Here is a 17,977-nt window from a genome sequence, read left to right on the forward strand (position 1 = left end):
TAAGGCCGTGGCCGTTTCGCGCCGGCTGTGACGATTCCACCACAGTCGGTGTCCTGAATCGGGACAGTCCGGCGGAAAATCAGCCCGATACGACGCGCCAGAGGATCGGGCGCACGCCTGGTTGATCCTCGCCGGGCTCGGCGTCACCCTTCAGGAGCCGCATCAGCTCATGCCGATAGAGCCTTCGCCAGCCGGTTTTCAGGCTGGCGAGAAAGTCGAGCTCCCGTTGCGTCAGTGTGCACATCATGAACCCGGTCCGGTTGCGAGCGCCGTATCGTCAGCCGACGAGGCCTCCCAGCGGTTTGACGTCGGCGCTGCCCGGGAACACCGCCTCGGCCAGCACCTTCTCATCCACGCGCAGATGATCCCTGAGCAACCCCTTCAGCACGGCGCGCAAATCCGTGGTCGGCTTGAGATCGCGATCCTCGAGAAGCTGCGCCGGCTTCAGGCCCGGCCAGTCCGCGATCACGCGGCCACCGGCGAGACCGCCGCCGATGAGGAAGGCGACCGTGCCCGTACCATGATCGGTGCCCTGCGTGCCGTTGATGCGCGCGGTGCGGCCGAACTCGGTGACGACGGCGACCACGGTCTCGCTCCACGCTTCGCCCATGTTGGTCTCGATCGCGGCAAAGGCGCCGTCGAGCGCGCCGAGCAGATTGTAGAGTTGCCCCGAAGCGGCGCCTTCGGCGATGTGCGTGTCCCAGCCGACGAAACCCATCGCGCCGACGCGCGGGCCGTCGTGCTTTGCAAGATAACGCGCAGCGGTGCCGGCAGCTTCGGCAAAATAGGCGCGCACGCGTGCCGCACCCGGCGGCACCAGCGTCGGATCGTCCGACATCGGATCGCCGGCGCCGGGCGCACCGCCGAGCGAGGCGAGCTTCATGCGCGCCTGCAGCACGGTCGCAAGCTTCGGATCGGTGTGCTGGTAGAGATCGAGCAGGCGGCTCTGCGTATCCTCGCTCGCGGGCAAGAGCTTCTGCGGCACCCATGTCATGACCGGCGCCGAGCCGCGCACCACGAGCGGCGTCACCGAGCCGATACCGAGCGCGCGGCTGCCGCGCGGATCGACGCGACCGCCGGATTCCATCGCAAGCAGCGCACGGTTGAGCCATCCCGAGGCGGTCGCGCCGGGTTTGGTGAACCCGCTCTCCAGCACGTCCTGCCCGTCGAAATGCGAGCGCTCGCGATAGGGCGTCGCTGCGGCATGGACGATCGCGGCCTTGCCGGTCTTGTAGAGCCGATGCAGGTTAGGCATCGCCGGATTGAGCGCGAAGAACGCATCGAGCGGCAGCGCCGGCGGCTTGCCGTCCAGCGTCAACGCGCGATCCCCGCGCAACGAGATCCAGTCGGGATCGCCGACCGGCGCGACAGCACCGAGGCCGTCGAGCGCGCCGCGCAGGACGACGACGAGCAGGCGCGGATCGCGGCCTTCAGCGCGCGCGATCCGCGGCATCTGGCTCCATGCGAACAGCGCACCGGAGCCAACCAGAAGCTCGCGCCGCGTGGGCAAATGATTGACAACGCCCATGCTCACCTCCTCTGAAAATCCGCCGACATGAACAGCAGCGCCAGCGCCTGCTGCCGGCTCTCGGCGCGGCTGACGGCCTGCTTCACCTCGGGTGCGATCTCGGACGCAAAGACGTCCTCGATGATGACTTGCGGATCGGCCATGCCGGTGATGCGCTCGGCGAAATAATTGGCGATGTCGAGCCGCCGGCCGATACCGTCGATCCAGCTCGCCTCGTCGTCCGGATAGCCCTTCGGCGCGGACGGACGCCACAGCGCCTCGCCGAGCAACTCCTGGCCGCCGGTGTAGCGGACGGGATCGACGGTCGTGATGCCGGTCGCCCGTACCATGCCGACGACCCATTCGCCGGGCCGCTTGAGCTTTGTCGGCGGTCCGCGCCAGGCCTCGTCCGATGACACCATCGCGATCGCGACCTGCTTGAGATCGCCTTCGGTGTCGCGAAACGTCTTCGCCATCTGCTCGACCAGCGCCGGCGGCGGGTCATCGGCCACGAAGTGTCGCGCGAGCTTGGTCGCGACATGGGTCGCGGTCGCCGGATGCGCGGCGAGATCGCGCAGCACCGCGCGGCCCTGCTCGACATCCTCCTGCTCATAGCGCTTGCCGAGCACGGTCTGTCCGCCGGGCTCGTGCAGCCGCGGATTGAAGGTGAACTCGCCGCCATGCTGTGGATCGGCACCCGGCGGCACCAGGGTCCAGCCAGTCATGACATTGGCGAAGCTGATCACGTCATCCTGGGTGTAGCCGGTGCGCACACCGAGCGTGTGCAGCTCCATGATCTCACGCGCGATGTTCTCGTTGAGGCCGCGGCTGCGATTGATGCCTGCGATCGAATTCGCGCCCATCGATTCGAGATTGTCGAGATAGAACAGCATCGCCGGATGGCCTTCGACCGCCTGCAGCAGATCGACGAAGCGGCCGAGCGCGTTGGCGCGAACCGCTTCGCGCTCGTAGGCGCCGGACATGCTCTGGATCTTGTTGGCCGAGATGCAGAAATGGTTCGACCAGAACCACACCAGACGCTCGGCAAAGCCGATGTCGGCGGCAAGCGCGGCTTCCATGCGAAGCTTGGCTTCCTGCAGATACATCGGACGCCCGGGATCGGGAACGGCGTCAGCCGCCTGCTTCGCCGCCATCTCGGCGGCGTCCTTCTCTTGACCTTGTGCCTGCCCCTGACCTTGCGCTTGGTCTTCTGTCATGGCCTGCGCGGCCGCGACCTGCTGCTTCTTGGCTTGCTGCTGCGCTTGCTTGGCGCGCGCAGTCCGCCGCGCATTGGCATCGGCCACTGTTCGGAAAGCCTTTGCACTGCCGGGAAGGCCGGCGGCGGCCGCCAGCGTGAGCGGCCGGTCGAGCTCGGCGATCAGCGCGCCGCGCGGGTCGGTGCCGACAGCGGCGATCGATCCTGGCCTTGGCCCCATGCCGAAGCGATGAAGAGCCAAGACAGCTTCGGCCTTTGCAGGATTGCCCTTTCCAGGATCGTTCATGGCGACCGCCCAATTCTGTCGTGCCCGCCGGCAGCGCCGTTAGAGGCTACGACCCGTAATGCTACAAATCGTAGCATCTAGAATATGCCTCGGCAAGCGGAGATTGAGGGATCCCCGTCCGCACGCATGGGCCGCCCATCCGACGCGACGGATCGGCCGCAATGATCCTAGAAGTTGGGGCCGAGCGCGATCTTGGTGATCGTGCCGTTCCTGACACCGATGCGCCATTCCGCCGAACCGTTGGCGAACTGGGCGATGTAGATGTCGCTGTCGAGCGCGGTGACGCCGCGGAACGAGACCGCACGCAGCGCGCCGAGCCGCGACAGGATCGCCTGGTCGAACGGGAGTTGCTGGCGCGTGATGTCGGCGACTTCCGGCGTCATGTGCTCGTAATCGGGCTGCCCCTTGCCGACGCCCTCGATGTAGTGGCGCAGCATCTCCTCGCCATTGGCGATCGGAATGGCGCGGCGCGCCGCGCGCCCCGGCTTTGCTCCGATGTTCGAAGCCTCGACATTGTGAAAGCGCGTCTGCCGGCCCGGCATCAACACTTCAAGGCACCGCCCCGACTTGTCGGCAATCACCCAGGGATTGTTCACGGTGGTCGTGGTGGCCCAGCTCATGTTCGGCCTGACCACGCTCTGCGATTTGCGATTGCCGTCGGCATCGAGATTGAAGACGCGGATGTCGTCGGCCATCTCGTTGTAGACCATGATCCGGATCGGCGAGGTGCCGGCGCGGCCGGGCACATTCGCCTCTTCTGCGCAGGAGACGATACCGCCGAGTTCGTCATTGCCGTCGGCCCGGAAGATCACGTCGCCGACCTTGCCGTCGGGTTCGAGCAGGAGGCGGAATTCCGCCGTGCCGTTCTCGAACTTGGCGCCATAGATGTCGTAGCCACCAGGGCCGACGCCACGGAAGAAGATCGATTCCACCGCACCGAGCGCGACGAATGTCGCCTGCGTCTCATTGAGCAGACGTTGGATCTTGGCAGCCAGCGGCGCGCTCATCCGATCGTAGTTGGGCGTGCCGCGACGCATATCCTCGATCCCGCGCAGGATCATCTCCTTGCCGCCAGCGACCGGAACCTGCTCGCGGAAGCGGTCCGGCACTTCCGCCACGCGGCGCGCGAAATCGGCCTCGATCGCCTGCGCCTGCGCCGCATCGATCCGCGGTGCGATGCGGGCGCCGAAGACGGCGTTCTGGACCAGCACGCGCGAGACCTTGGCCTGCTCGTCGCGCAGGAAGACCAGGAGATTGTCGCCATGGATGGAGAAGACGTCGGCCCCCTCGGCGAGGAGCGCGGCCCGGCCCTGCACGGTTTCCTGCACCTGCAGCCGATCCCCATCGCGGCGCACGGTGAGCACGCGGTTCGGCGCGACCCTGTACCAGCCGACATACTGGTCGAGCGAGGCGGGTTCAGTGGCCGCCACCGGCACCTCGGCAACGCGGACTGCGCGGATGTCGCGGCCGTTCATGCGTAGCGTCAGCCCGCCGGAGCGGCGCTCCGCCTCGAGCGGGAACGTGATCTCGCCGGACGAAGACGCATAGGACGCGGTACCGTCACCGCCAACCGTCAGACGCAATTTGCGCTGCCCGGTGAGCTGGCCATAGACCTCATCCCCCTCGCGGAAGATTGCGAACACCGAGGCCGGGCCCATGGCGTAGAAATTGACGAAGGGACGGTAATGCTGGGCCGGTGCCTCGCCGAGGTCGGCGACGGCGGTCGCGGGATCCGGCGTGCGATAGGCGATCATGCCGGCGGACACGATCACGACCGGAACGATCGCCGCCGCAATCCACAGCCGCTTGCGCCAGCCGACCGCAGCGGGAATTGAGGCAGCCGCGATGATGCGCTCGACGCGGGCGCGCACGGTGGAAGCCCGCGCCATCGCAAGCTCCACAGGGCGCGGCTTCACGCTACTTGCAAAGTCGAGCAGGATTTCCGCGTAGGACAACCGGTCGTCGATGACCTCGATCGCCTGGGCGTCGCTGATGATCTCGGCGAGCTCGGCAAGACGCGCGAGTTGCCACCACGAGAACGGGCTGAACCAGAACACCGCGCGGTTGAATGCCGCGACCAGGAGGACATAGAAATCGCGGTTGGCGACATGGGCCCCCTCATGCGCGAGCACCGCGAGACGCTTCTTGGCGTCCCAGCCGGCGAATTGCGGCGGCACCAGAATCGTCGAGCCGAAGGTGACGGGACCGCCGACATCGCGACTGACGCGCACGTCGGCACCGATCGTCTGCGCGCCCTTCATCGGCTTCGCGGCGCGCGCAAGCCGCCAGGTCAGGCAGAGGCCGATCGCAAGCCGCAGCAGCAACAGGCCGGCGACACTGGCATAGACCACGGTGGCCAGCAGCCACCAGTTGACCGAGACGACGCTTTTCACCGGCGGCGCAACGGCCGCGCCGGGCGGAATCGGCAATGCCGGCTGCGGCGTCTCCAGCGAGGAGATATCGGCCTGCCGCGCCTCGTCCGTGACAGGCACGGACAGAGGCAGCCGGTCGATGGTGAGCGTCGGCCAACGCATCACGAACGGCATCGCGAGCGAGGCTACGAGCACGACGACCCATGCCGTCATGTGGACGTGCGGGTTACGCACGCGAAACAGGGTGAGACCGAACCAGACGACGCCTCCCAGCACAAAGGAGCGCAGCGCCGCCTCCGCCAGAGTTGCGATCATTCTTTCTTCACTCCCCTCGCCTTCTTCGCCTTCGCCACCTGGTCGGCCAGCGTGCGCAATTGCTGCTGGTCGAGCATCGCATTGTCCACCATGCCGACGAGGACCTCCTCGATCGAGCCGTTGCAGAACCAGTCGACGATGCGCTGCACCGCCTTGGCCGCGACCTTCGCGCGGGGTTCGGCAGCCTGGTAAACGTAGGTGCGTCCGTCCACGGTGTGGTTAGCATAGCCCTTTTCCTCGAGCCGGCGCAGCACCGTGCGGACGGTCGATTCCTTCAGACGTCGCGACAAGCGCTCACGAACCACCTCGGCCGTCACAGGACCATGGGCCCAAACCAATTGCATGACCTCGTGCTCGAGGTCGCCCAGTTCGGGCAAACGATCGTCCATGGTGGCTTACCTTACGGTTGGATTTTTTCTTGTAACGCTACAGATCGTCGCATATACACCAGTGCCGCGCAACGGCGATTCCACTGGACATGGTATCGCCTTGCTGACCTGACCGCGGTTGGCTTCAGACGGTCGTCATGCCCGGGGCCGTCCCGGACCCGCCTTGCTCAGTAATTCGGCTCGTACATCTGCGACTGGACCAGACCCTTCACGTCGTTGGGCGCGGGTCCGTCGGCGAGGCCGCGCTGATAGGCGACATCCGCGACGGCGGCCGCAATGCGGGCCGAAACCTCGCGGATGCGCGGCAGTGCCGGATAGAGGCTGCCCTGCGCGAGGTCTTCTTTGCCGACGCAATCGGCGAGGGTATGGGCGGCCGCCATGAACATCTCGTCGGTGACGAGGCGCGAGCCGCTGGCGATGACGCCGAGACCGACACCCGGGAAGATGTAGGAGTTGTTGCCCTGGCGCGGCACGAACGTGCGGCCGCTGAGCTTCACCGGATCATACGGGCTGCCGCAGGCGAACAGCGCACGGCCCTCGGTGTAGCGATAGGCATCCTCCGCCGAACACTCGGCCTTCGACGTCGGGTTGGACAGCGCGAACACGATCGGCTGCTCATTGAGCTCGGCCATCGTCTTGAGCACGTCGGGCGTGAAGGCGCCGCCGACCGCGGCAACGCCGATGATCGCCGTCGGCTTCAGCGTCTTGATCGCGGTGAGGAAGTCGGAAATCGGCGCCTGGTCCGTATGGGCGTAGCGGAGCTTGTGGCCGTGAAGGCCATCGCGGCCGCTGACGACGAGGCCGCGGGAATCCACCAGCCAGTTGCGCCGCAGTGCGTCCGCTTCCGACACACCCTCCGCCATCATCGCGGAGACCACGAGATCGGCGATGCCGGTTGCCGCCTCGCCAGCGCCAAGGAACAGGATTTTCTGGTCCTTCAGCTTGCCACCGCTAACGCGCAGGGCCGAGAACAGGCCGGCGAGCGCCACCGCGGCGGTGCCCTGGATGTCGTCGTTGAAGACGCAGGCCTCGTCGCGATATTTGTGCAGCAGCTTGAACGCCGAATGATTGGCAAAATCCTCGAACTGGATCAGCACACCGGGAAAGGTTTTTCGCGCAGCCGTCATGAATTCGTCGACGAAGCTGTCATAGGCCTCGCCGGTGAGCCGCCGCTCGCGCAGGCCGAGATAATAGGGATCGTTCAAGAGCTCTTCGTTGTTGGTGCCGACGTCGAGCACAACAGGCAGGCATTGCTCGGGATGCACGCCGGCGCAGGCCGAATAGAGCGAGAGCTTTCCGACCGGAATGCCCATGCCGTTGGCGCCGAGGTCGCCGAGGCCGAGGATGCGCTCGCCGTCGGTGACGACGATCAGCTTGGCCGGATAAGGCCAGTTCTTCAAAATCTCGGCGATCTGGCCGCGATCGCGCGAGGAGATGAACATGCCGCGCGGCCGCTGGAAGATCAGGCCGTATTTCTGGCAGGCGAGCCCGACCGTCGGCGTGTAGATGATCGGCTGGATCTCGTCGATATTGTCGACCACGACGCGGAAGAACAGCGCCTCGTTGCGGTCGTGGAGCGCATTCAGCGCGACGTATTTCTCGAGGTCCGTCGGCAGCGTGCGCAGATTGGTCAGCACGCGCTCGGCCTGGGTCTCCATCGTCAGCACGCAAGGCGGCAGCAGGCCGCGCAGGCCGAGCGAATCGCGCTCCGCTTCCGTGAAGGCGGTGCCCTTGTTGAGCAAGGGATCGCGCAGCAGCGTCATGCCGTGCGTGGTGTCGGATGATGTCGAATGGGCGCTGACCCGAGCCGGTCTATTCACGAAATCCCCCAGGGAGTTTCTTATTGAAGGGCCGACATTGTCGGCCAGCGGTCCCCTGAGATCAAGGACGTAGCACTCCGCGCATCGATTGTGATCTCGCACCGCAGCGAGATTGGCGAACACGACAAAAGGTTAATGTCGCGCAGCTATTCCGGCTTGATATCGGCGGCCTTCACGATCGGCCACCATTTCTCGGTCTCGGCCTTCTGGAAAGCCGCGAGCGCTGCGGGTGTTTGCTGGTCGGGCGGCGGAATCTCCTGCCCCAACTCACCGAAGCGCTGCTTGACAGCGGGATCGGCGAGCACGGCGACGATGGCCGCGTTGAGCTTTGTGACAATATCTTTCGGCGTGTTCTTCGGTGCCCAGATGCCGTGCCAGTAGGAGATGTAAAGGCCGGGCAGGCCCGCCTCGTCGACGGTCGGAATATCGGGCGCGGATGCAAGCCTTGTCGGCGAGGTCACCGCAAACGCCTTGATCGCCCCGTTCTTGTATTGCGGCAGCGAGTTCGAGGCCTGGTCGAACATGATGTCGATCTGGCCTGCGACGAGATCGATCATCGCGGGCCCGGCGCCGCGATAGGGCACGAACTGGAAGTCGGTGCCGGTCTTCTCCTTGAAGAAGACGCCGGCGACATGTGCGCCCGTGCCCGCGCCGGCCGTGCCCGCAGTGGCCTTGCCGGGATTGGCCTTGAGCCAGGCAATCATCTCTTTCAGGTTGTTGGCCTCGAGCGACTTCCGGCCGACGATGAGCTGCGTGCCCATCGCGATGGTCGCAACCGGCTCGAAATCGGCAAGCACGTCATAGGGCAGCTTGAAGATCGCGCCGTTGAGCACATGCGTGCCCCAATGGCCGATGGTGATCGTCGTGCCGTCGGGCGCCGCGCGCGCGACGCGGGCACCGGCGATGCTGCCGGAGGCTCCGGCCACATTCTCGACCACGACCGTGGTGTGCAATTCCGCAGCGATCCGATCGGACAGGATGCGCGCCAGCGTGTCGGTCGGCCCGCCCGCCGCGAACGGCACCACAAGAGTGATGGGGCGCGAGGGAAACGGCTGGGCGCCTGCCGGCGAGGTCCACGCCGCACATCCAAGCAACGCGCATACGACAATCACATGACCGCGTAACACGGCCCACAGCCCCCGCATCAGTCTCTCCCACCCTTTTTGCCGCCCGCTTGTTGGCAGCGGGCTGGAGCCGGAGTGAACGCTGCCGGGCGGGCCGAGGCAAGCTGGAAATTATCCAGCTGCCCGCCGTGGGGTCAGATTTGCGGCACTGTCGGCCGGCGGCGCGATGTGCATCAAAATGGTCTGCGTGGCGGACGCGACCTCGATGCCGTGCTGCTGGAAACGCTGCTTCATGCGGCGGTTGAATTCGCGCTGGACCGGCCAGCGGCCGGCCTCGGTGCAACGGATCTGGCCGACGATCGACACCATGGCACCGTCGACCTTGTCGATGCCCCAGAGCTCGAGATCGCCGCGGATCAGCGCGCGGAAGTCCGGCTCGCGGCGCATCTCGTCGACGATGTCCTTGAGGATCTGACCGGCCCGATCCGTATCCTCCTTGTAGGCCACGTTGACGCTGACCGAGGCATTGCCGGCGCCGCGGCTCGCATTGGTGATGGTCGTGACCGCGCTGAACGGCACGATATGCACGGCGCCGTCGCCGGCGCGAAGCCGGATGGTTCGGATCGAGACGTTCTCGACGACACCGGAGAGACCCGACACGCTGACGGTGTCGCCGACCTGCACCGTGTTCTCCAAGAGCAGGAACAGGCCGGTGATTAGGTCCTGCACCAGTTTCTGCGAGCCGAAGCCGATGGCGATGCCGACGATGCCGGCGCCCGCGAGCAGCGGGGCGACATTGACGCCGATTTCGCTCAGCGCCGTGAGGCCGACGACAGTGGCGATCAGGCAGAGCAGCGCGGTGCGCAGCATCGGCTGGAAAGTGCGCAGGCGTGCGGCACGGGCATAATGGCCGTCCCGCGACAGCGCGTTGATCTGGCGGTCCAGCAGCGCGTTGGCGATTTCCCAGATCGCCGCAGCGACGAAGACGGCGATGCCGATCGTCACCACCGCCGAGATCAGCCGGCTGCCGATCTGGCCGCCATAGAACCAGACGATGGCGTCCACGCCCCAGACCTCGAGCACGGCCACGAAGCCGATGAAGGCGATCACGCCGGAGACGATCTTGCGCAGCAGCGGCAGATAGCGGTTGGCGCGGGTCTCCAGCCCCGGAAAGCGCTGCAGGATCTCCGGCTTGATGCGGAAGCCGCGGTCGATCAGACCCAGCGTCAGCATGATGGCCACACGCGTGAGCAGCGCCACCACGACGGTGCCGACGAAATATTGCAGCAGCAGCGAATAGCCGTTGCGGATGTTCAGCGCCCACACCGCCCACAGCGCGAGATCGAGCGCGATGGCAAGATAATGCCAGCCGCCGGCGATGCGGTTGCGCAGCCGCGCCGCGATCCCCTGCCGGTCAGCCGGGGCACGGATGGCTTCGGCGACCTGACGACGGCATTGCAGGATGATGACGGCGATGAAGAGATGCACGACCAGCATCACCATGCGAATGAGCGCGGCATAGCCGGCCCGATGCAGGCCAAGCAGCAGCGCCACATTGGCGAAGGCGATGCCGGAGACGCCGACGCCGACGATGCGGCGCGCCCAGATCTCGATATAGGCCGCAGTCTCGGGGCGAACCGGAAGCAGGCCGAACGGCGCGGCCAGCGCCCGGACCACGCAAATGAGGCCGCGCGAGAACGCGTAGGCATTGACGACCGCGAGGATCACGAGGCGAACGGTAGTCGGCTCGCCGATCTCCGTTCCGAGCAGCGCGGTGGAAACGCCCATGAAGATGAACACGGGAAGCAGCTCGAGCACGAAACGCCCGAGCACGAAGGGCAGCCGCAGCATCACCTGCCAGATCCGCGCCAGGTTGTGGCGGCGCCTGTGCAGCTCGGGCGCGGGAGTAACGTCCGCCACCGATGACGGTGGATCGGCGATCGGCAGCACCTGCGCCGGCAAGCGCGCGGTTTGCGGCACGCGTCCCTCCAGGAACGCGACCGGACGCCGGATCAGGCGGAAGATCAGCCATTCGGCCGCGAGCGCGCAGCCGAGCACCAGCGCGAGCTTCCAGGCGATCTCGATCAGGAGATTGTAGGCGGCAGGATCGTTCGCGGTGCGCACGATCCAGTAATAGAAGGCTGGAAAGTGCGTGAGGGTTCGCGCCATGCTCGCGATCTCGCTCGAGATCTCGCCGATCTGCTCCGACACCGTGAGCAGAAGCTGGGCGCCGAGACCGTCGGCCGAGAGCGGGATCGGCGATTTCGCCTCGGGCGCGGGCGACTGCTGACCGGACGCACTCGCAATGGCGCGCAGCGTGTCGATCATCTGCGCGCGCTTCTTGTCGTCCTGAAGGGTCTCCAGCGCCCGCTTGGCCTCGTCGGGCGACAGCGCGGCCGCGCTATTGGCCGCCGGCGCAGGCGGCTCTGCGTGGGTCGGAGAGAAGGCGAGAAAGAAGGCAGCGAGAAGCGCCGAGGCAAGCTTATGCGACACGCGGATTCCCCAAAATAAATGAAATGCGCCAGCGGAATCGTGACCGCCCGAAGCAGTGTGTCATGTCGGATCGTGGGTATTCGCCCCGATCCTGTGTCGGAAGTTTGCCAATGAGGCGACATTCTCTTGGCATTTGCTGCAACGCAGATGTGATGGAACCCATCCATGGCCTGTGTCGCAAAAGCATGCGAAATTGCGGCGGGAATTCGGGGGCATCACATGACAGATTTCGATCGGCGCCAGCTCGTGCTTGCGGGAGCTGCGATCCTGCTTGGCACGCGATCCGCGATCGCGCAGACGGGACCGACCTTCACCTATCGCAGCATCGCCGTCGACACCAGCGCCGCGCAGGCCGCGCCCAACATCAAGGACATCGTTGCCTCGCTGAAGCACCAGATCGACATCGTCGTCGGCTGCGGGGCCAAGCCCGAGATCATGACCTTCTTCAAGAGCCAGCCGGTCGCGGTCAAGCCTGGGCAGGGCGACGGCGGCGGACATTTCTCGTCAAAGGTCGATGGCGTGACGGTCGATGCATCGATCGTCCCGCCCGAGAAGCCGGTGCTGCTGTACGCCAATCATTTTCGTGTCCTGCCGGGCGCATTGCAGAACCCCGACCTGTTGCGCTTCTATGGGATCGCACGGCAGAACGAACTCTATCCGCCGGACGCCTACGTGCTGAAGAACGTGCAGGAATATTTTGCCGTGACGGGAAGCCTCTATCTCTGGGGCAATGTCGACCGTCCGCCGTTCAATCGCACGACGCTCCACGACAAGCAGCCGGTCTACTATCAATGGTTTGGTGATCTCTTCGGCGTGCAGAAGGCGTAGCGCGCAGCCAGCCCAAAACGCACAGCGCCGGGTAGGTAGGGGCTTTGCCTCACTGATGCAGCCCTCTAGACCTTTACCCGGCGTGCCGTTCGCGGTTTCTGCCGCTATGCGATAGTCCGAACGAGCTCCATCGCATTTAACGCGGCTGGATTTGCGGAGGTGGCGTCATAGACCTCCCCTTGCTCTCGAGATGGATGTTCCGCGTCGCGTATTCGCGACCCTCATGATGCTCCTCCCGTGACTTAAAACTGTCAAGCAGGATCAATGGCTTTCAAATCACTTTTGCGGACGCGTTCCATGCGTTACCCGCGACAGATTGGCCGTGAAACAGCGGAATAAATCCCTCGACGCAGCGTTTGTGTCGAAGGGAATACTCGCCTCTCCCGCCCCATCCTTTTTCAGAAAGCCAGAGATGAAAGCATCATTTTGCATCGCCGTTCTCGCTGCCCTCGTGACCGGGTCAGCATTCGCGCAAAGCCCGCCGCAGACCTCGACCCGCAAGGTCGACGGCACCGAGAACGTCTACGTCTTCCGCTATGGCGGCCATCAGTCCATGTTCGTGGTGACGCCGCAAGGCGTGATCGCGACCGACCCGATCTCTTACTTGCGTCCCGCAAAACCCTATATCGACGCGATCAAGGCGGTTACCGACAAGCCGATCAAATACGTCATCTACAGCCACCACCATTACGACCACATCGCGGGCGGCCAGCCCTTCAAGGATCTCGGCGCCACCTTCATCGCGCACAGGTGGACCAAGGAGCGCCTGCTCGAGCTGAAGAAGCAGAACTCGCTGCTCGCGGACGTGGTGATGCCGGACGAGGTGGTCGGTGACCAGAAGATCATCAAGCTCGGCGGCACCACGCTCGAGCTCGACTATGTCGGCCGCAACCATTCCGACAATTCGCTGGTGATGCGGCTGCCGAAGGAGAAGATCGTCTTCGTCGTCGACTTCGCGCCGATCGAATCCGTCCAGTTCCGCAACATCCCCGACAACGCCTCGCCGCTGGAATATATCGCCTCGCTGAAGAAGCTGGCCTCGCTCGACTGGGAGCGGATGATCCCCGGCCATCCTTATGCGGGCGGCCGCTTCGGCACCAAGAAGGACGTCGAGGACGACATCGCCTACATGGAGGACCTCTCGGCGGAGGTGAAGAAGGCGGCAGACGCCGGCAAATGCTTCGACACCGCGATGAAGGAGGTGAAGCTGCCGAAATACGAGAAGTGGGCGAATTACGAGGCCAGCCTTCCCGCCAATGTCGAGCGCTTCTGCTACTGGTGGGGCCGCGGGTACTGACAGGCGGCTTGCACAGAAGCCGTAGGGTGGGCAAAGGCGCGCCAGCGCCGTGCCCACCACTTCGATCGGGTCAAAGATTGGTGGGCACGCTTGCGCTTTGCCCACCCTACGGGACCTGAGATCGCGGCCCTCACCGCTTTCCCTTCCCCTCCCGCTCCAGCGCCTTGCGCACCGCCTCGAACTCCGCCAGCGACGCCTTGTCGGCGCGGGGGAAGCGCAGGTCGAGCTTTTCGAGCGTGGCATTGATCACCGAGCCGATTACGACGCGGGCGAACCATTTGTGGTCGGCGGGGACGACGTACCACGGCGCATGGGACGTTGCGGTGTGGCGAACGATGTCCTGATAGACCGCCTGGTAACGCGGCCACAAGGCGCGCTCCTTGATGTCGTCCATCGAGAATTTCCATTGCTTGGCCGGCTCCTCCAGCCGGTCGAGAAAGCGCTTGCGCTGCTCTTCCTTGGAGAGATTGAGGAAGAACTTCAGCACCACGGTGCCGTTGCGGCAGAGATAGCGCTCGAAGGCGGAGATGTCCTCGAAGCGCTCCTTCCAGATGTTCTTGGTGACGAGCTTCGGCGGCAGCTTCTCCTTGGCAAGGATCTCCGGGTGCACGCGTGTCACCAGGCATTCCTCGTAGTGAGAGCGGTTGAAGATGCCGATATGTCCGCGCTCGGGCAACGCGATTACGTGGCGCCAGAGGAAGTCGTGATCGAGCTCTTTGCTCGTCGGCGCCTTGAAGGCGGAGACTTCGCAGCCCTGCGGATTGATCCCCTCGAAGATCGCCTTGATCGCGCTATCCTTGCCGCCGGCGTCCATGGCCTGGAACACGATCAGCAGCGACCAGCGGTCCTGGGCATAGAGCCTTTCCTGGAACTCGATCAGGCGCTTCTTGTTGGCGTCGAGAATCTCCTGCGCCTTCTCCTTATCGAGATCGCTCCTCTCGTTGGTCTTGTGGTCCTTGAGGTGAAACTTGCCCGAACCATCATAGCGGAACGGCGTGATGTAGTGGTCAAGTTCCTGGGCGAGCGATTTGGACGGCTTCTTGCTCATGAGCGCGGGGCACCTTGCGTTGCGGCTTCAGTCGGTCGAGCACGCTACCAAGGATGCCTTTGGGAAGGAATATGATGAAAAGCACGAGCAGCACGCCGTAGACGAGGTTGTCCCAGCCGACCGCCTTGGTGCCGAAGCCGATGCGTAAGGTCTCCGCCAGCAGGATGGTGATGACGGCGCCCACAGTCGGGCCGAGCGAGACGAACAGGCCGCCAACGATGGCGGCGAACACCATCTGGAGCGACACCGCGATGCCGCTGACGGTGTCGGGCGTGATGAACATCTGGTACTGGCAGTAAATGGCGCCCGCGAGCGCCGTCATCAGCGCGCTGAGTAGCGTGATCTTCAGCTTCTCCGCGGTGACGTCGACGCCGGCGGCGGCCGCCGCATCCTCGTCCTCGGAGATCGCCTCCAGCGCATAGCGCGCCATGCTGCGGTCGACCCAGTGCCAGACCACGATGCCGAACAGCCAGACCGCGAGCGCGATCAGGTACCAGGTCGTCTTGTCGTCGAATTGCAGCGCCAGCAGCTTGTTGCCTGTGGCGCGGTTCGGCGTGTAGCCGAGCGAGCCGCCGGTATAGTCGCGCGTTGCGGTGATGACCTGGAGCACGATGCCTGACAACGCGAGTGTCACCAGCACGAAATAATGCCCGGTGATGCGGAAGCGGAAGCAGGGATAGCCGACGATCAGCGCCAGCGCGCCGGCCGCGACCATGCTGATGGGGATGCCGATCCAGGGCGACAGTCCCAGATGGTTCCAGAGCAACGCGGTGACGTAGGCGCCGATGCCCATGAAGCCGCCATGGCCGAGTGAGACGAGGCCGAACCGGCCCATCATCGACCAGGACGTATAGGCGAACGACCAGATCAGGATCAGCACCAGGATGTGGAGATGATAGGGATCGCGATAGACGAAGGGCAGCGCGACCAGCGCCGCCAATCCCACTGTCCAGGCTGCAAGCCGCCCCTGCCCCATCATCGGCGCCTCGCAAGCAGGCCCGCGGGCCGGATGAACATCATGACGATGAAGAAAGCGAAGGCGAGCACGTAGCCCCATTCGAGATCGGAGAACAGGCCGCCGAGCGAGATGATCTCGGCGAACACGAAGGCGGCAATGAAGCCACCGATGAAATTGCCGAGGCCCCCGAGCACGCAGATCAGGAAGGTGATCGGCCCGAAGGAAAGGCCGACGAAGGGATGCACGTCGTATTGCAGCACCAGGAGGCACGCGGCGAGCCCGGCCAGCGCGCCGCCGAGCGCTGAGGTGATGAGATAGATCCGCTTCGTATCGACGCCCATCAGCGCCATGATCTGTCGGTCCTGCGAGATCGCGCGGATCGCGGTGCCGGTGAAGGTCCGCGTCATGAACAGATAGACGGCGACCATGCCGACCAGCGCGGCCAGGAACGAGAGCAGCCGGGCGTAGCTGAAATTCATATCGCCGAAGGCGAGCACCGGCAGGCGGATGCCGAGATTGCGGAAGTCGATGCCAAAGGCGACCGTGGCGAAGCTCTGCAGCACGAACAGCACGCCGCCGGTCGCGAGCAGCTGGTTGATCGGCGGCGCCGTGAGCAGCGGCGCGATCACGAGGTAGTGCAAGAGAGCCCCGAGGATCGCGACCAGCACAATGGTGAGTGGCGCGGCGACGAAATAGCTGACGCCATAATACTGCACCATGAAATACATGGCATACATGCCGATCATCACCAGCTCGGCGTAGCAGATCCAGGTCACGTCGATGACGCCGAAGATCAGGTTGAGCCCGAGCGCAAGCAGCGCCAGCACGCCACCGAGCAGGATGCCGTTGATCACGGCCTCCAACAGGTAGATATCGAATACGTCCAGGAACGCCTGCATGAACCTCACACCCCGAGATACGCTTCCTTGACCGTGTCGCTCGCCAGCATTTCGGCCGACGTGCCGGACGCGCGGATGCTGCCGGCCTCGATCAGATAGGCGCGATCGACCACCTTCAGCACCTGCTGCACGTTCTGCTCGACGATCAGCACCGTCAGCCCGCTGGCGCGGATCCGCTTCACCAGCTCGAACACCTGCTGCACCACGACCGGCGCGAGTCCCGCTGAGGGCTCGTCGAGCAGCAGCAGCTTTGGTTTGGACATCAGCGCGCGGCCGATCGCGCACATCTGCTGCTCGCCCCCTGACATGGTGCCGGCCATCTGGTGGCGGCGCTCCTTCAGGCGCGGAAACAGGTCGAACACGACCTCCAGCCGCTCGGCATAGTGACCGCGCGCCTCCTTCATGAACGCGCCCATCTTGAGATTGTCGTCGACCGTGAGCTGCGGAAACAGCCGCCGGTTCTCCGGCACATGCGCAATGCCGAGGCTGACGATCTTGTGCGGCGGCGTCGCGACGACGTCGACGCCCTCCATGGCGATCGACCCGCGCGAGGGACGGATCAGGCCGGAGATGACGCGCATCAGGGTGGTCTTGCCGGCGCCGTTCGGGCCGATGACGCCGACGGCCTCGCCCGCCTTCACGTCGAGATCGACGTCGAACAGCGCCTGGAAGGTGCCGTAGCCGGCATTGACGCCGCGGATCCCCAGCATCACTGCCCTCCCGCGCGGCGGCGCGCTTCGGCGGCGGCGGCCTGCGTGGTCTCGGCATCGGTGCCGAGATAGACCTCGATGACGCGCGGATCGCCCGCAACCGCGCTCGGCAGCCCTTCCGAGATCTTCTCGCCGTGATCGAGCACCATGACGCGGTCGACGACGCGCATCAGCACGCCCATGATGTGCTCGACCCAGATGATGGTGATGCCGAGTTCGTCGCGGATGTTGCGCAGCATGTCCGCCGCCTGGTCCATCTCGGCCTCGTCGAGGCCGCCGAGGCTCTCGTCGGCCAGCAGCAATTTTGGCGCAGTGGCGAGCGCTTTCGCCAGCTCGAGCTTCTTCAGGCCGGCGGCGCCGAGGCCATCGACGCTGGCATGGCGATCGGTCGGCAGGCCGACCATGGCGAGCGATCGCTCGGCCGCTTCCTCGGCCTTGATGCGGCTGTGCCGGCCCTGGCCGTAGAAGCCTGCGAGCGCAACGTTCTCGAAAATGGTCAGGCGGCGGAAGGGACGCGGAATCTGGAAGGTGCGGCCAATGCCGCGATTGATGATCCGGTGCGGCGCGAGGCCCGCGATCTCATGCCCGGCGAACAGGATCGAGCCGGAGCTTGGCGCCAGCGTGCCGGACAGCATGTTGAAGATCGTGCTCTTGCCCGAGCCGTTGGGGCCGATCAGGCCGAGGATCTCGCCCTGATCGACCCTGAACGACACATTGTTCACGGCGGTGAAGCCGCCGAACCGCTTCACCAGCCCGCTGACTTCCAGCACCACCG

The 17,977-nt window shown here is 65.0% G+C and carries 15 protein-coding genes; 2 read left to right on the forward strand and 13 right to left on the reverse strand.

Annotation, left to right across the window (positions count from 1 at the left end):
- Positions 1-79 precede the first annotated feature (79 nt).
- The 8 genes from RAD16_RS13980 to RAD16_RS14015 all read right to left on the reverse strand — a co-directional run bounded on the left by RAD16_RS13980 (position 80) and on the right by RAD16_RS14015 (position 11,462).
- The gene (locus tag RAD16_RS13980; RefSeq protein WP_458158458.1) at positions 80-247 is read right to left on the reverse strand and encodes a hypothetical protein; all 168 of its coding nucleotides are present in this window, start codon (positions 245-247) and stop codon (positions 80-82) included.
- A gap of 30 nt (positions 248-277) precedes the next feature.
- Positions 278-1,528 carry a DUF1501 domain-containing protein gene (locus tag RAD16_RS13985; RefSeq protein WP_458158459.1) on the reverse strand — a complete coding sequence of 417 codons (1,251 nt, stop codon included), beginning with the start codon at positions 1,526-1,528 and terminating at the stop codon, positions 278-280.
- 2 nt (positions 1,529-1,530) lie between these two features.
- The gene (locus RAD16_RS13990; RefSeq protein WP_458158460.1) at positions 1,531-3,009 is read right to left on the reverse strand and encodes a DUF1800 domain-containing protein; all 1,479 of its coding nucleotides are present in this window, start codon (positions 3,007-3,009) and stop codon (positions 1,531-1,533) included.
- Between the two features lie 167 nt (positions 3,010-3,176).
- The gene (locus RAD16_RS13995; protein ID WP_458158461.1) at positions 3,177-5,696 is read right to left on the reverse strand and encodes a M56 family metallopeptidase; all 2,520 of its coding nucleotides are present in this window, start codon (positions 5,694-5,696) and stop codon (positions 3,177-3,179) included.
- On the reverse strand, positions 5,693-6,085 hold the full coding sequence (locus RAD16_RS14000) for a BlaI/MecI/CopY family transcriptional regulator (protein ID WP_458158462.1): 393 nt from the start codon (positions 6,083-6,085) through the stop codon (positions 5,693-5,695). The genes RAD16_RS13995 and RAD16_RS14000 overlap by 4 nt, the downstream gene beginning before the upstream one ends.
- A 167-nt stretch (positions 6,086-6,252) precedes the next feature.
- Positions 6,253-7,905 carry an NAD-dependent malic enzyme gene (locus RAD16_RS14005; protein WP_458158463.1) on the reverse strand — a complete coding sequence of 551 codons (1,653 nt, stop codon included), beginning with the start codon at positions 7,903-7,905 and terminating at the stop codon, positions 6,253-6,255.
- Between the two features lie 146 nt (positions 7,906-8,051).
- Positions 8,052-9,050, reverse strand: coding sequence for a Bug family tripartite tricarboxylate transporter substrate binding protein (locus RAD16_RS14010; RefSeq protein ID WP_458158464.1), 999 nt, complete (start codon positions 9,048-9,050; stop codon positions 8,052-8,054).
- Positions 9,051-9,140: 90 nt separating this feature from the next.
- Entirely contained in the window at positions 9,141-11,462 is a 2,322-nt protein-coding gene (locus tag RAD16_RS14015; RefSeq protein WP_458158465.1) for a mechanosensitive ion channel domain-containing protein, read from the reverse strand.
- 219 nt (positions 11,463-11,681) lie between these two features.
- Here RAD16_RS14015 and RAD16_RS14020 point away from each other — a divergent pair, with 219 nt between their 5' ends.
- Positions 11,682-12,290 (forward strand): hypothetical protein, encoded by a 609-nt coding sequence (locus RAD16_RS14020; RefSeq protein ID WP_458158466.1) that lies wholly within the window; start codon positions 11,682-11,684, stop codon positions 12,288-12,290.
- A gap of 412 nt (positions 12,291-12,702) precedes the next feature.
- Positions 12,703-13,587, forward strand: a complete 885-nt coding sequence (locus RAD16_RS14025) for an MBL fold metallo-hydrolase (RefSeq protein WP_458158467.1) — start codon at positions 12,703-12,705, stop codon at positions 13,585-13,587.
- Between the two features lie 130 nt (positions 13,588-13,717).
- On the opposite strand, the gene RAD16_RS14030 is transcribed toward RAD16_RS14025, so the two are convergent.
- Genes RAD16_RS14030 through RAD16_RS14050 form a run of 5 tightly spaced genes read right to left on the reverse strand, consistent with a single transcriptional unit; the run spans position 13,718 to position 17,972 of the window.
- Positions 13,718-14,635 carry a polyphosphate kinase 2 family protein gene (locus RAD16_RS14030; protein WP_458158468.1) on the reverse strand — a complete coding sequence of 306 codons (918 nt, stop codon included), beginning with the start codon at positions 14,633-14,635 and terminating at the stop codon, positions 13,718-13,720.
- Positions 14,595-15,614 (reverse strand): branched-chain amino acid ABC transporter permease, encoded by a 1,020-nt coding sequence (locus RAD16_RS14035; protein ID WP_458158469.1) that lies wholly within the window; start codon positions 15,612-15,614, stop codon positions 14,595-14,597. The genes RAD16_RS14030 and RAD16_RS14035 overlap by 41 nt, the downstream gene beginning before the upstream one ends.
- Positions 15,611-16,492: a branched-chain amino acid ABC transporter permease gene (locus tag RAD16_RS14040; RefSeq protein ID WP_458158470.1), complete on the reverse strand. Its 882-nt coding sequence runs from the start codon at positions 16,490-16,492 to the stop codon at positions 15,611-15,613. The genes RAD16_RS14035 and RAD16_RS14040 overlap by 4 nt, the downstream gene beginning before the upstream one ends.
- 5 nt (positions 16,493-16,497) lie before the next feature.
- The gene (locus RAD16_RS14045) at positions 16,498-17,202 is read right to left on the reverse strand and encodes an ABC transporter ATP-binding protein (protein ID WP_458158471.1); all 705 of its coding nucleotides are present in this window, start codon (positions 17,200-17,202) and stop codon (positions 16,498-16,500) included.
- The gene (locus RAD16_RS14050; protein WP_458158472.1) at positions 17,202-17,972 is read right to left on the reverse strand and encodes an ABC transporter ATP-binding protein; all 771 of its coding nucleotides are present in this window, start codon (positions 17,970-17,972) and stop codon (positions 17,202-17,204) included. Before RAD16_RS14050 ends, RAD16_RS14045 begins: the two co-directional genes overlap by 1 nt.
- Between the last annotated feature and the right edge of the window lie 5 nt (positions 17,973-17,977).

Source organism: Bradyrhizobium sp. 18BD, assembly GCF_054185225.1.

What these genes read in the sequence shown, in the direction of transcription:
- RAD16_RS13990 (WP_458158460.1), bottom strand. Translation starts at nt 3,009, where the DNA reads ATGAACGATCCTGGAAAGGGCAATCCTGCAAAGGCCGAAGCTGTCTTG.
- RAD16_RS14010 (WP_458158464.1), bottom strand. Translation starts at nt 9,050, where the DNA reads ATGCGGGGGCTGTGGGCCGTGTTACGCGGTCATGTGATTGTCGTATGC.
- RAD16_RS13980 (WP_458158458.1), bottom strand. Translation starts at nt 247, where the DNA reads ATGATGTGCACACTGACGCAACGGGAGCTCGACTTTCTCGCCAGCCTG.
- RAD16_RS14025 (WP_458158467.1), top strand. Translation starts at nt 12,703, where the DNA reads ATGAAAGCATCATTTTGCATCGCCGTTCTCGCTGCCCTCGTGACCGGG.
- RAD16_RS13985 (WP_458158459.1), bottom strand. Translation starts at nt 1,528, where the DNA reads ATGGGCGTTGTCAATCATTTGCCCACGCGGCGCGAGCTTCTGGTTGGC.
- RAD16_RS13995 (WP_458158461.1), bottom strand. Translation starts at nt 5,696, where the DNA reads ATGATCGCAACTCTGGCGGAGGCGGCGCTGCGCTCCTTTGTGCTGGGA.
- RAD16_RS14030 (WP_458158468.1), bottom strand. Translation starts at nt 14,635, where the DNA reads ATGAGCAAGAAGCCGTCCAAATCGCTCGCCCAGGAACTTGACCACTAC.
- RAD16_RS14000 (WP_458158462.1), bottom strand. Translation starts at nt 6,085, where the DNA reads ATGGACGATCGTTTGCCCGAACTGGGCGACCTCGAGCACGAGGTCATG.
- RAD16_RS14040 (WP_458158470.1), bottom strand. Translation starts at nt 16,492, where the DNA reads ATGCAGGCGTTCCTGGACGTATTCGATATCTACCTGTTGGAGGCCGTG.
- RAD16_RS14020 (WP_458158466.1), top strand. Translation starts at nt 11,682, where the DNA reads ATGACAGATTTCGATCGGCGCCAGCTCGTGCTTGCGGGAGCTGCGATC.
- RAD16_RS14045 (WP_458158471.1), bottom strand. Translation starts at nt 17,202, where the DNA reads ATGCTGGGGATCCGCGGCGTCAATGCCGGCTACGGCACCTTCCAGGCG.
- RAD16_RS14035 (WP_458158469.1), bottom strand. Translation starts at nt 15,614, where the DNA reads ATGATGGGGCAGGGGCGGCTTGCAGCCTGGACAGTGGGATTGGCGGCG.